Origin of the sequence: Streptomyces sp. NPDC048172 (assembly GCF_043202595.1) — a bacterium.
Taxonomy (GTDB): Bacteria; Actinomycetota; Actinomycetes; order Streptomycetales; family Streptomycetaceae; genus Streptomyces.
Map to the genome: position 1 here is coordinate 497,633 of NZ_JBIDAT010000003.1, position 12,749 is coordinate 510,381.

Below are 12,749 nucleotides of genomic sequence, written 5' to 3' on the forward strand. Positions count from 1 at the left end.
AAGCTAACCCGAACGTGACGGTGGCGACCAGGGTGCGCGCACGAGCCAATGAGCATGCGCACCGACACGCGCCGCTGACAGGATGACCGTATGCCGAATCCGAACATCACCCTGGTCCAGGGCGACATCACCGAGCAGGACGTCGACGCCGTGGTGAACGCGGCCAATTCCTCCCTGCTGGGCGGCGGCGGAGTCGACGGCGCGATCCACCGCAAGGGCGGTTCGGACATCCTGGCCGAGTGCCGCAGCCTGCGTGCCTCGCGCTACGGCGGCGGCCTGCCGGTGGGGCACGCCGTCCCGACGACCGCGGGGAAGCTGCCCGCGCGCTGGGTCGTCCACACGGTCGGCCCCGTCTGGCAGCCCGACGAGGACCGCTCGGCGCTCCTCGCCTCCTGCCACCGCGAGTCCCTGCGCGTCGCCCGGGAGCTCGGCGCCCGTACGGTCGCGTTCCCGGCCATCTCCACGGGCGTCTTCCGCTGGCCCGTGGAGGACGCCGCCCGGATCGCGGTCGGCACGCTGCGCGAGGAGGGCGAGGGCTTCGCCGAACTGCGGTTCGTCCTCTTCGACAAGCGCGCCTACGACGCCTTCGCCGCCGCGCTCTGAGGGCTCGGCGCGGGGAACCGGGCGGCCCTGCGCCCTCGGCGCCCCTGGCACCGCCTGGTGCCCCTGGCGCCCCGTCAGAACAGCGGCTCCGTCAGCTCCACCGAGCGCAGAGCCGCCGACAGAGCCCTGCTGCGGCCCTCGTCGTCGCCGTTCCGGCCGCTCCACTCCGCGACGTCCAGCGCGGTGTCCGCGAGCTTGATGACGTGCTCGTCGCCGTGGGCGACCGCGCGCTCGAAGATCTCCTCCGGCGCCGCCTGTCCCGGGTCGGGCGCCGGAGCGGCCTCACGGGGGCCGTAGACGGCCGTCACGGCGGCGCTGACGGTCCAGGCGGCGTCCAGGCTCGGGCCCCACAGTTCGGGCGGCAGAGCGGGCAGTGTGCGCAGCACGCCGTTCGGCGCCGTGGCGGCGTGGACGAGCATGACCGGCGAGCCGTGCGCGTGCGTCGCGTACCGGAGCGTCGCCGCGCGCACGACCTCGGCCACCTCGGCCTCCGCCGCCGCGGCGTCGAGGTCCTGCGCGCCGGGCCGCGCGGGCAGGCCGGTGATCCGTTCGAGGCGTGCCACGATGCCCCCGCTCTGGTCCGCGACGAGCGGCACCGCGTCCAGACCGGCCGCCGCCGACCGCGGGACGGGGAGTTCCCGGATGCCGGAGAGCGTGAGGTGCCGCGCGGCCCAGTAGCCGAGCGCGTGCCCCAGCTCGGCCCGGCGGGGCTCCGTCGAGGCGCCGCCCCGCGCCTCTTCCTCGCTCAGGAGGGTCCGTACGGCGTGTCCCGTACGGATGACCGGGTGGGTGGCCGCGCCGGAGATGCCCGGCAGCAGACGGGGCCACCATTCGGCGAGCACGTCGCGCCAGGGACGCTCCTCGACCTGCCGGGTGAAGAAGAGCGCCCAGTCCGTCAGCTTGCGGGGGTCGCCCAGGTGTTCGCGCCAGTTGTCCTCGGTGACGGGCCCGGTGGCCGCGGGCATGTCCTCCAGCTTGTCCTGGTAACGGTCGAGCCAGCGGTGCACGGTTCTGGCCTGTCCGTGCCGCACCAGCGCCTCGACGGCCATGGGGGCGTGGTTGGTGAGCCAGCCCTCCAGCTCGGGGCCGGTGCGGTGCAGTCGTTCCAGCGCTTCGTCGAGCGTCCCTGTCGTGTCCATGGACGGCACGCTAGGCGGGGACGACAGGGGCCCGGAACGGTCCACGGCACGAGCCGCCCCGGGTCTTCGCGGCCTAGGACCCGCGGCCTACCCCGCCTAGGCCCGGCCCGGACGAGCCCGTTCAGGCGCGGCGGCCGGAGCGGGCGAGCCAGCGGCCGTCCTGGGACGTCACCTCGATGGGACGCCCGAAGCAGTGCGTCATGCGCTCCCCGGTCAGCACCTCGCGCACAGGGCCGCTCGCCTGCACCCTGCCCTCCCTGAGCAGCAGGGCGTGGGTGATGCTCGGCGGCAGCTCCTCCAGATGGTGGGTGACCGTGACGGTCGCCAGCTCGGGCCGGGCGACGGCCAGCCGGTCGAGCGCGTCGATCAGGTCCTCGCGGGAGGGCAGGTCCAGCGCGTTGAACGGCTCGTCGAGCAGCAGGAGCGACGGGGAGGGCATCAGCGCGCGGGCGATGAGCACCCTCGCCCGCTGGCCTCCGGAGCACACGCCGAAGGGGCGGTCGGCGAACTCCTTGCAGTCGAGTTCTGCCAGCAGCTCGTGGGCCAGCTCCCGCGTCGCGGCGTCGTACTTCTTCCAAAGAGGCTGCACCGTGCCCGTCGCGCCCGTCAGGACGACCGTGTGCGCGGTGGCGTCCTGCGGGACCCGCTGGGAGGTGGACACATGGCCCAGGACGGCGCGCAGCTCGCGCACGTCGACCCGGCCGAGACGCTTGCCGAGCACCTCCACGGTGCCGGTCGTGGGGTGCATGGTCGCCCCGATGAGGCGCAGGAGGGTCGTCTTGCCCGCGCCGTTCGCCCCCAGGAGTGCCCAGTGCTCACCCGCGCGCACGGACCAGTCGACCTCGTCGAGGATGACCTGGTCCGTCGTGATGCGGCGGACGCCGACGCCCTCCAGGGCGGTCACGTAGCGGGGCGAAGGGTCTTGCATGCGGTGCCTCCCGGCGCGTCCTCGTGCGACGCGGCCACCGGCGTCCTGACGCGGCTGGCCGCTGGGACGGTCAGGCTAGCTGTACGGTGCACGGTCCTGCCGGAGTGTCCGGAACGTGAACGTGCCCCCTGCCAGGGGGACCGCAGGGGGCACGTTCGGTGGAGAGGAAGAGCGCGGGCCGTCCGACCCCCGTGATCAGACGGAGGCGCGGCTCTCCCTGCGGTACCGGTTGACTGGCGGGAGCCAGCACATGACGAGGGCGACGAGCCCGAGGAGGATGGCTCCTGTGCTGGTCACCCTGAGACTGGTGGGGGGCGCGTCGCTGAGGACCAGCAGGTGGGGGAAGGCGGCGGACAGGAGCGCCACGATGGTGATCATCACGCGGGACCAGACAGCGGCCTTGCGCACGAACAGGGCGAAGAGCAGCAGCCCGACGCCGAACACCATGGCGATGATCGCGCGGGCCTCCATCGTGCCCTGCCACTCGGTGACCACCGAGTCCCAGATGGGACCGCCGGCGAGCTCCTTGATGTCGGCCGAGGTCACACCGGCCTGGAGGCCGACGGCCTCCGGGTTGGAGTCCACGGCGTTGCGCACGTTCTCGTCGGCGATGTCCTTGCCGCCCGAGAACACCAGGAAGGAGCCGATCGCACCGGACAGAGCGGCCAGTGCGGTCACGATCGGCAGAGCGGCCAGGATCCCCGGTTTCCTGATCCGGGACGCCGCGCGACCCGGCGGGGGGACCGGGTACGGGGCGCCCGGCATCGGGGCGGCCTGTGGGTAGCTCACGTGCGGAGTCTCCTTGACGGAAAGGGAGGGGGGATGTGCGATGGGCAAGACCCTTCCACGGGTATTGCGACGCGAACTACCGTTTCCTGGAAGAAATCTGTAGAACATTCCCAGTGAACGCACGGACAGCGTGCGGGAGTTAGGCTGCGGGGCCCCGGCACACCGAGGAGACAGAGAGTGAGATGGGCCTATGCCCGTGCCCCGTACGACACAGGAACCCGTAGGTGCTCTATACCCGGCGGGACTGCTTGACACCACCATGGACCAGTTGCGCACACTGCTCGCCGTGCACGAGGAGGGGACGGCGCTCGCCGCCGCTCGTCTTCTCGGTCGCGAACAGTCCAGTGTGCAGAAGCAACTGGACACGATGAACCGTAATCTGGGAGAGCACTGCGGCGAGCCGCTCCTGCACAAGCGGGGGAGAGGCGAGCGCGTGATGTTCACGGCCACCGGCGAGGCGCTCGCCCGGCTCGCCCGGAGCACGCTCGGCGAATGGCGCGCCGAACTGGACGCGGCACGGCTGCGCAGCGGCCGTACGCTCTCCGTCGGCTCCACCCGCTACACGCTGGGCTATCTCCTGGACGCGGTGGAACAGGTCAGGGACCGTTTAACGCAAGAGGGCGTGCAGCTTCGCGTGGAACACGTCCGCACCAGAAGCCTCTTGAGCAAGCTCAGATCGCGTGAACTCGATCTGGTCTGCGGAAGTGTGCTCACGTCGGCAGTCGCGGGGGCTGCCGGGGACGCGCGCTTCGAGGGCGTCGAGGTGATGGAGTGGCGCCGCAGCGGCCTGGCCCTGGTGACCAACGCCGCCGAGAGCGAACTGCCCGACATGCCGGTCAGCGTGCGCGCGCTGGCGTCGATGCCGCTGGTCGTCTCGGCCGACGGCATCATCCCGGACGCGCTGCGGGGCTGGTTCGGCCCCGACTTCCGGCGGCGGATGTGGATCGCGGCGGAGATCGACACGGCCCACTACGGCTTCGAGCTGCTGGCCTCCGGGGTGCTCCGCGCGAGCATGCTGGTGACCCAGGGGCTCGGGGAGGCCGTCGCCGAAGGGCTCCTGCCGGAGGCGAGAGGGCTTCGCACGCTGCGGCTGCTGGAGGACCTCGGGCCGCCCCAGCGCGTCCTCGTAGGGGCCTTCAGGCGCCGTGGCGAGCCCGAGACGCGGGACCCCGGCCACCCGGCCAGCATGCTGTGGAACTCGCTCGCCCGGCGGAACGCCGAGCCACGGGACGCACGTCCCCGCGGCCCGGCGGCCGAAGGACGCGGGAACGAGGGCCGGTCGGTCGAGAACCGGGCGGGCGTCGGCCGCGCGGACGGCGGACCGGGCACGCTCGCGCCCGCCGCAGGAAGGAGCGTCACCGGGACGGCATCCCCCGTGCGGGCGGGCTTCGCCCCCCGCTAGCCGTCTCCGTACGGCCCGGCCAGGATCACGTCGAGGGCGCGCGGACCATGCACGCCCTCGACGCGGTCGAGTTCGATGTCGCTCGTCGCGGACGGGCCCGAGATCCAGGTCTGGGGCCTGGCCGGGTCGAGCCGTTCCAGGGCCTCCGGCACGGACGCGACCACCTGGCCGGGAACCCGCACCACGCACACATGGTGGTCGGGTACGAGCGTGATCAGCCGGCGGCCCTGGTCGGGCGACGCGTCGAGGACGAGGGTGCCGGTCTCCGCGACGGCGACCGCGCACCCCGTCACGACGCTGTCGACCGCGTCCAGGTCACGCGCCGTCAGCTCCGGCGCGTCCGGGACGTGCTCGATCCCCTCCGGCAGCCACCCGGCGGGCACGCCCGGGGGCGCGACCACCCGGCGTGCCCCGCGCGCGGACAGCAGTTCCGCGACCTTCGCCGCCACTCCGTCCTCGTCGCAGTGGTGCACCGCGGCCCGGTAATCGGCCAGATGGACGGCCAGCAGCCGCACCGTCTGTTCCGGCGTACGGTCACCGTGCTCCCGCAGATAGTCCCGCGCGACCGGCACCGCCTCGGGGCGCTCCTCGCGCGGTACGTCCGCCAGGGCACGCCGTACGCGCCCGAGGACGAGGTCCCGCTGACTCATCTTCCGCCTCCTTCACGGCCGTCCGGTCCGCCCCGGGTACGGCGCCACCAGTCGCGGAACGGCTCCGGGGGCAGCTCCGGGATGTCTCTGGTCTCCGTCCAGGCGCTGCCCGGGCCCGGCAGCCGCCGGGGCACGAGGCGCCGTGCGCGCGACGCCAGCCGCTCGCCCGTACGGAGCACGGCGGGACGGTCGAAGGTCCAGGAGACGGCGCGCATGGCCGCGCGTTCGGCGGCGTGGCCCCGTGCGGGCCTGAGCACGACCCGTTCGCCCCGTACGGTCGCGGGCCCGCCCTCCACGACCCGTTCGCGCAGCCGCACCAGGATCTCCGGGATGTCGATGGCGACGGGGCACACCTCGTAACAGGCGCCGCACAGGGACGAGGCGTAGGGCAGCGAGGCGTCCAGTTCGCTGCCCATCCCGTCGAGCTGCGGCGTGAGGATGGCACCGATCGGTCCCGGATACGGCGAGCCGTAGGCGTGCCCGCCCGCGCGCTCGTAGACGGGGCAGACGTTCAGACAGGCGGAGCACCGGATGCAGCGCAGCGCCTGGCGGCCCACCTGGTCGGCGAGCGTGTCCGTACGGCCGTTGTCGAGCAGCACCAGATGGAAGTCGCGCGGCCCGTCCTCGTCCGTCGTCCCCGTCCAGGTGGAGGTGTACGGGTTCATCCGCTCGGCCGTGGAGGAACGCGGCAGCAGCTGGAGGAAGACCTCCAGGTCCTGCCAGGACGGCACGACCTTCTCGATGCCGACGACCGAGATCAGCGTCTCCGGAAGGGTGAGGCACATCCGCCCGTTGCCCTCGGACTCGACCACCACCAGGGTGCCCGTCTCGGCGACCATGAAGTTCGCCCCGGAGATGCCGACCTTGGCCCGCAGGAACTTCTCGCGCAGATGCAGCCGCGCCGCCTCCGCCAGCTCCGCGGGACTGTCCGACAGGTTCTCGGGAGCCGGCCGTCCCCAGCGCCCCATCCGCTCGCGGAAGATCTCGCGGATCTGCTCCCTGTTGCGGTGGATGGCCGGAACGAGGATGTGCGACGGATGGTCGTCACCGAGCTGCACGATGAGCTCCGCCAGGTCGGTCTCGTAGGCGGAGATCCCCGCGCTCTCCAGCGCCTCGTTGAGCCCGATCTCCTGGGTCGCCATCGACTTGACCTTCACGACCTCCGTCTCGCCCGTCTCGCGGACGAGACCGGTGACGATACGGTTCGCCTCCGCCGCGTCGGCGGCCCAGTGCACCGTGCCGCCCGCCGCGGTCACGGCCTCCTCCACCCGCTCCAGATAGTGGTCGAGATGGCGCAGCGTACGGTCCTTGATCTCCGCGCCCGCCGTGCGCAGCTCCGCCCAGTCGTCCAGTTCGGCGACGGCGGCGGCCCGCTTGTCCCGGATGGTGTGGGTGGCGTGCCGCAGGTTGCTGCGCAACTGGCCGTCCTGGACCGATTTCCCGGCCGCCTCGGGGAAGGGCGGCATGCCCAGATAGGTCACTCCGCCTCGGGAATCGCTCACAGGGGCGCCTCCTCCGTGCTCGCCAGGATCTCCGCCAGGTGCACGGGTTCCACGCGGGAGCCCTGGCGCGACAGGGTGCCGCCGATGTGCATCAGGCAGGAGTTGTCGACCGTGCAGACCGCGTCGGCGCCGGACTCCTCGATGTGGCGTGCCTTGTCGGCGCCCATGGCGGCGGAGACCGCGGCGTTCTTGACGGCGAAGGTGCCGCCGAATCCGCAGCACTCCTCGGCGCCCTCCAGCTCCCGCAGCTCCAGCCCCTTCACCCGCTCCAGCAGCCGCCGGGGACGGTCGCCCAGGCCGAGCATCCGCAGCCCGTGGCAGGTCGGGTGGTAGGTCACCGTGTGCGGGTAGTAGGCGCCGACGTCGGTCACCCCGAGGACGTCCACGAGGAACTCGGTCAGCTCGTACGTGCGGGGCACCGTCTCCTCCGCCGCCTCGGCGAGGGTGCCGCCCCGGCCCTCGGCACGGGCGCGCGCGCCCATCCGCGGGTAGTTGTCCCGCACCATCGCGGCGCACGAACCGGAGGGGACCACGATGTGGTCGTAACCCCGGAACGCCTCCGCGTAGCGGAGCACCAGCGGCTCGGTCGCGTGCCGGTACCCGGTGTTGAACTGGGGCTGCCCGCAGCACGTCTGGGCCTCGGGGAAGTCCACCTCCACACCCAGCCGCTCCAGCAGCGTCACCACGGCACGGCCCGTGCGGGGATAGAGCGAATCGTTGACGCAGGTGACGAAGAGCGCTACGCGCACGTCGCCTCCTTCCCGTGCTCACGGACGCGCGCGGCGGCCCGCGCCCAGGATGCTTGATCACCGGTCGGTTCATACTGCCGCAGCTCCAGACTGCCGCGCAGCAGGGCGCGCAGCTCGGGGAGCCCGCCGGAGACCGCGCCCGCCGTACGCGCCTGCACCAGCACGTTCCCGTACGCCGCCGCCTCCGCGGGCCCCGCGACCACCGGGAGCCCGCAGGCGTCCGCCGTGAGCTGGCACAGCAGTGCGTTGCGCGCCCCGCCGCCCACGACGTGCACCGTGCGCACCTCCTGGCCGGACAGCCGCGCCGCGTCGGCGAGGACCGAGCGGTGCGCCAGGGCCAGGGAGTCCAGGACGCAGCGGGTGGTCTCCGCCGGGTCCCGCGGCTCGGGCTGTCCCGTGCGGCGGCAGGCGGCGGCGATACGGTCCGGCATGCCGACCGGCGCGAGGAACTCCGGGTCGCCCGCGTCCACCACCGAGCGCAGCCCTGGAAGCCGCGCTGCGCGCTCCAGGAGCGGCCCGAGCTCCTGGGGGTCGCCCTGGGCCTCCCAGGCCCGCAGACACTCCTGGAGCAGCCACAGACCCATCAGGTTGCGCAGGTAGCGGACCGTGCCGTCCACGCCCAGCTCGTTGGTGAAGTTGGCCAGCCTGCTCTCCTCGCTCAGCACGGGCGCGTCGAGCTCCAGCCCGGCCAGCGACCAGGTGCCGGTGGCGATGTACGCGAAGCCCTCGCCCCCGGCGGGGACCCCCGCGACCGCCGAGGCCGTGTCGTGCGCGCCCACGGCCGTCACGGGCACGGGACCGTCCAGCCCGGTCTCCTCCAGCACCTCCGGCAGCAGCGTGCCCGCCGGGTCGCCCGGCCGCCGCATCGGCGCGAAGAGCGACAGGTCGATCCCCAGGGCCTCGGCGACGGGACGCGACCAGGTGCCGTCCCGCGGATCGACGAGCTGGGTGGTGGAGGCGATCGTCAGCTCTGTCCCCTCCACCCCCGTCAGCCAGTACGAGATCAGGTCGGGCGTCAGCAGCAGCCTGCGGGCGGCCGCCAGCTGGTGCGTCCCCCGCGCGGCGGTCAGCTGGTAGAGCGTGTTGATGGCGATCCGCTGGAGCCCGGTCGCCTCGTACAGCTCGCGGGCCGGAAGGGCCTTCTCGATCTCGGCGTCCATGCCGTCCGTACGGGAGTCCCGGTAGTGCACCGGATTGCCGAGCAGCACGCCGTCCGTGTCCAGCAGGCCGTAGTCCACGCCCCATGAGTCGATGCCCACAGATGTCAGCGGGCCCGCCTTCGCGCCCGCCACGCGCAGCCCGTCGAGCACACCTCTGTAGAGGCCCAGGATGTCCCAGTGCAGCGTTCCCCTCGTCCGTACGGGGCGGTTGCCGAAACGGTGGGCCTCCTCCAGGACGATCCTCCCGTCGACGGGGCTGCCCACGATCACCCGCCCGCTGGACGCGCCCAGGTCGACGGCGGCGAACGCGGCGGGGGAGCGGGACGGCGAGGACGGGAAGGACGGGGAGGAGGTGGAAGAGGGGGAGGGAGAGGCGGACGGGGATGGCGGCACGGTGGACCTCACGCTCGGACAGGGTTGTACGGATGGACCGGTGGCGGGCCCGCCCCCACGGCTCGGCCCGCCACCGGAGTCGGTCGGACGGTGTGTCGGTCGGCGGGTCAGCGCAGGAAGGCCGCCGCGACGCCCGCGTCCACGGGGATGTGCAGCCCCGTCGTGTGGCTGAGGTCGCCGCCGGTCAGCGCGAAGACCGCATTCGCCACATGCTCCGGCAGGACCTCCCGCTTGAGAAGGGTCCGCCGGGCATAGAACTCACCGAGTTCCTCCTCCGGCACGCCGTACACCGCGGCGCGCTGGGCTCCCCAGCCGCCCGCGAAGATGCCTGAGCCGCGCACCACGCCGTCGGGGTTGACCCCGTTGACGCGGATGCCCCGCTCGCCCAGTTCGGCCGCCAGGAGGCGCACCTGATGGGCCTGGTCGGCCTTCGCGGCTCCGTAGGCGATGTTGTTGGGGCCGGCGAAGACACCGTTCTTGGAGGAGATGTAGACCAGGTCGCCGCCCATGCCCTGGGCCGTCATCACCCCCGCGGCCTCCCGGGAGACCAGGAAGGAGCCGCGCGCCATGATGGCGTGCTGCCTGTCCCAGTCCTCCGCCGTGGTCTCCGCCAGGGGCTTGGAGACCGAGATGCCCGCGTTGTTGACGACCAGGTCGACGCCGCCGAAGGCCCGTACGGCCTCGTCGAAACCGGCGGCGATCCGCTCCTCCGCGGTGACGTCCATGGAGACCGGGACCGCGGTGTCCGGACCGCCCAGTTCCGCGGCGACCTTCCGCGCGCCGTCCGCGTCACGGTCGGCCACCACCACGCAGGCCCCCTCGGCCGCGAGACGGTGCGCGATGGCCCGCCCGATGCCGGAGCCCGCGCCGGTCACCAGCGCGACCCGGGCCGCCAGCGGCCGGGGCGGCGGCATCCGCCGCAGCTTGGCCTCCTCCAGCGCCCAGTACTCGATACGGAACTTCTCCGACTCCTCGATGGGCGCGTACGAGGAGACGGCCTCGGCGCCCCGCATCACGTTGAGCGCGTTGCGGTAGAACTCGCCCGCCACGCGCGCGGTCTGCTTGTCCTTGCCGAAGCTGAACATGCCGACACCGGGGACGAGGACGATCGCCGGATCCGCGCCGCGCATCGGCGGCGAGTCCGGGGCGGCGTGCCGCTCGTAGTAGGCCCGGTACTCCTCGCGGTACTCCTCGTGCAGTTCCCGCAGCCTGCCGGTCATTTCCTCCAGGGACGCCGTCGCGGGCAGATCGAGGACCAGGGGACGCACCTTGGTGCGCAGGAAGTGGTCAGGACAGGAGGTGCCCAGTGCCGCCAGCCTGCGGTGCTCCGTACGGGAGAGGAAGTCGAGGACCTCCTCGCCGTCGTCGAAGTGCCCCACCTGGGCCCTGTCGCGGGAGGCGAGCCCCCGTACGACGGGAGCGAGGGCCGCGGCACGTGCCCGGCGCTCCTCCTCCGGCAGCGCCCCGTACCCGTCGAGGACGGTACCGAACGGTTCCGTCCTGCCGCGCTCTTCGAGGAAGCGCTCGGCGGTCCGGATGATGTGCAGCGAGTTCCGCTCGCACTCCTCGCTCGTACGGCCCCACGCGGTGATGCCGTGTCCGCCCAGCACGCAGCCGATGGCCTCCGGGTGCGCCTCGTGGAGCGCGGCGATGTCCAGGCCGAGCTGGAAGCCGGGCCGCCGCCAGGGGACCCACAGCACGCTCCCGCCGAAGCACTCGCGGGTCAGCTCCTCACCGTCCGCCGCGCAGGCCAGCGCGATGCCCGAGTCCGGGTGCAGATGGTCCACGTGCGGGGCGTCCACCAGGCCGTGCATGGCCGTGTCGATCGAGGGAGCCGCGCCGCCCTTGCCGTGCAGGCAGTAGTCGAAGGCGGCGACCATCTCGTCCTCGCGCTCCACGCCCGGATAGACGTCCGTGAGGGCGCGGAGCCGGTCCAGGCGGAGCGCCGCCAGTCCGCTCGCCGTGAGCGTGCCCAGATCGCCGCCCGAGCCCTTCACCCACATCAGCTCGACGTCTCCGCCCGTGACGGGATCGGTGTCCGTGCCCTTCGCGGAGGCGTTCCCCCCGGCGTAGTTGGTGTTGCGCGGGTCGGCTCCCAGCCGGTGCGAGCGCGCGAGCAGCGCCTCGACCTCGTGGTGCGCCGTCACGTTCCCGGGGCCCGTACCCCCAGGGCTCGTCCCCCCGGTGTGCTGTTCCGCGGTCATCTTCACGCCCCCCAGCCCGCCTGCTCGCCGCCCACACGCTCGGCCGCGATCCGCTCCGCCCAGCCCGACGCCGCGTAGGCGGCCAGCGGGTCACGGTCGGCGCCCAGCTCCTCGCGCACGTCCGCGACGAGCGGCCGTACGTCCGTGTGGAAGGCGTCCATCAGGATGCCGTGCGCGCCCAGCACGTCGCCCGCGCGCTGCGCGGCGGCCAGGGCCTCGCGGTCGACGAGCAGCGCCTTGGCGGTGGCCTCCTGGACGTTCATGACCGACCGGATCACCGCCGGGATCTTCGGCTCGATGTTGTGGCACTGGTCGAGCATGAACGCGACACCCGTTTCTGGCTCCAGACCGCCGCCCACCCGGACCTCGTACATGATCCGGAAGAGCTGGAAGGGGTCGGCGGCGCCCGCCATCAGGTCGTCGTCCGCGTAGAACCGCGAGTTGAGGTCGAAGGCGCCGAGCTTCCCCTCGCGCAGCAGGAACGCCACGATGAACTCGATGTTCGTGCCCGGCGCGTGGTGCCCCGTGTCGACGCAGACCTTCGCCCGCTCGCCGAGCTTGAGGCAGTGCGCGTACGAGGTGCCCCAGTCCGGCACGTCCGTCGCGTAGAAGGCGGGCTCGAACAGCTTGTACTCCAGGATCAGCCGCTGCTCGTCCCCCAGGCGCTCGTAGACCGCGCCCAGAGCCTCCTCCAGGCGGTCCTGGCGGGCCCGGATGTCGTCCTGGCCCGGGTAGTTGGTGCCGTCGGAGAACCACAGCTTCAGGTCGCGCGAGCCCGTGGCGTCCATGATGGCGACGCACTCCATGAGATGGTCCAGCGCCTTGCGCCGCACCGTGGGGTCGGGATGGGTGACGGAGCCGAGCTTGTAGTCGTCCTCCTGGAAGACGTTGGCGTTCACGGCGCCCAGGGTCAGTCCGCGCTCCCCGGCGTACGCCGCCAGCGCGGTGTAGTCGTCGACCCGGTCCCAGGGGATGTGCAGCGCGACGACGGGCGCCACGCCCGTGTGCGCGTGCACCCGCGCGGCGTCGTCCAGCTTCTCCCGAGGATCGCGCGGGACCCCCGGCTGCGCGAACACCTTGAAGCGCGTCCCCGAGTTCCCGTACGCCCAGGACGGGGTCTCTATCCGCTGGGACATGAGCGCGGACTTCACCGCCGCGAGATCCTGCTCCGACATGCGTCTCCTCTGTGCTTTTTCCCTGCTGGGTGGTACAACCAATGGCAGAGGGTGA

General features: G+C 72.7%; 11 protein-coding genes. 2 read left to right on the forward strand and 9 right to left on the reverse strand.

Features of this window, described 5'->3' with window-relative positions:
• Positions 1–90: 90 nt before the first annotated feature.
• Positions 91–603 carry an O-acetyl-ADP-ribose deacetylase gene (locus ACGF3A_RS15625; RefSeq protein ID WP_393729899.1) on the forward strand — a complete coding sequence of 171 codons (513 nt, stop codon included), beginning with the start codon at positions 91–93 and terminating at the stop codon, positions 601–603.
• Positions 604–677: 74 nt separating this feature from the next.
• Here the strand turns inward: ACGF3A_RS15625 and ACGF3A_RS15630 are convergent, their stop codons facing one another.
• The 3 genes from ACGF3A_RS15630 to ACGF3A_RS15640 all read right to left on the reverse strand — a co-directional run bounded on the left by ACGF3A_RS15630 (position 678) and on the right by ACGF3A_RS15640 (position 3,459).
• On the reverse strand, positions 678–1,742 hold the full coding sequence (locus ACGF3A_RS15630) for a questin oxidase family protein (protein ID WP_393729901.1): 1,065 nt from the start codon (positions 1,740–1,742) through the stop codon (positions 678–680).
• A gap of 121 nt (positions 1,743–1,863) precedes the next feature.
• A complete protein-coding gene (locus ACGF3A_RS15635; RefSeq protein ID WP_393729903.1) occupies positions 1,864–2,670 on the reverse strand; it encodes an ABC transporter ATP-binding protein in 807 nt (268 codons plus the stop codon).
• 195 nt (positions 2,671–2,865) lie between these two features.
• The gene (locus ACGF3A_RS15640; protein ID WP_393729905.1) at positions 2,866–3,459 is read right to left on the reverse strand and encodes a hypothetical protein; all 594 of its coding nucleotides are present in this window, start codon (positions 3,457–3,459) and stop codon (positions 2,866–2,868) included.
• Positions 3,460–3,718: 259 nt separating this feature from the next.
• Between ACGF3A_RS15640 and ACGF3A_RS15645 the strand changes: the two genes are divergently transcribed.
• Entirely contained in the window at positions 3,719–4,861 is a 1,143-nt protein-coding gene (locus ACGF3A_RS15645; RefSeq protein ID WP_393729907.1) for a LysR family transcriptional regulator, read from the forward strand.
• Here ACGF3A_RS15645 and ACGF3A_RS15650 read toward each other — a convergent pair.
• The 6 genes from ACGF3A_RS15650 to rhaI form a co-directional block, all read right to left on the reverse strand.
• Positions 4,858–5,511, reverse strand: a complete 654-nt coding sequence (locus tag ACGF3A_RS15650) for a lactate utilization protein C (RefSeq protein ID WP_393729909.1) — start codon at positions 5,509–5,511, stop codon at positions 4,858–4,860. The genes ACGF3A_RS15645 and ACGF3A_RS15650 overlap by 4 nt on opposite strands.
• Positions 5,508–6,977 carry a LutB/LldF family L-lactate oxidation iron-sulfur protein gene (locus tag ACGF3A_RS15655; protein ID WP_393730687.1) on the reverse strand — a complete coding sequence of 490 codons (1,470 nt, stop codon included), beginning with the start codon at positions 6,975–6,977 and terminating at the stop codon, positions 5,508–5,510. The genes ACGF3A_RS15650 and ACGF3A_RS15655 overlap by 4 nt, the downstream gene beginning before the upstream one ends.
• Positions 6,978–7,009: 32 nt before the next feature.
• A complete protein-coding gene (locus tag ACGF3A_RS15660; RefSeq protein WP_393729911.1) occupies positions 7,010–7,762 on the reverse strand; it encodes a (Fe-S)-binding protein in 753 nt (250 codons plus the stop codon).
• Complete coding sequence (locus ACGF3A_RS15665) at positions 7,753–9,213, reverse strand: rhamnulokinase family protein (protein ID WP_393730689.1); 1,461 nt, start codon at positions 9,211–9,213, stop codon at positions 7,753–7,755. The genes ACGF3A_RS15660 and ACGF3A_RS15665 overlap by 10 nt, the downstream gene beginning before the upstream one ends.
• Positions 9,214–9,422: 209 nt before the next feature.
• Positions 9,423–11,462, reverse strand: coding sequence for a bifunctional aldolase/short-chain dehydrogenase (locus ACGF3A_RS15670; protein ID WP_393730691.1), 2,040 nt, complete (start codon positions 11,460–11,462; stop codon positions 9,423–9,425).
• Between the two features lie 59 nt (positions 11,463–11,521).
• Positions 11,522–12,694: an L-rhamnose isomerase gene (gene rhaI / locus ACGF3A_RS15675; RefSeq protein WP_393729913.1), complete on the reverse strand. Its 1,173-nt coding sequence runs from the start codon at positions 12,692–12,694 to the stop codon at positions 11,522–11,524.
• Positions 12,695–12,749: the final 55 nt, after the last annotated feature.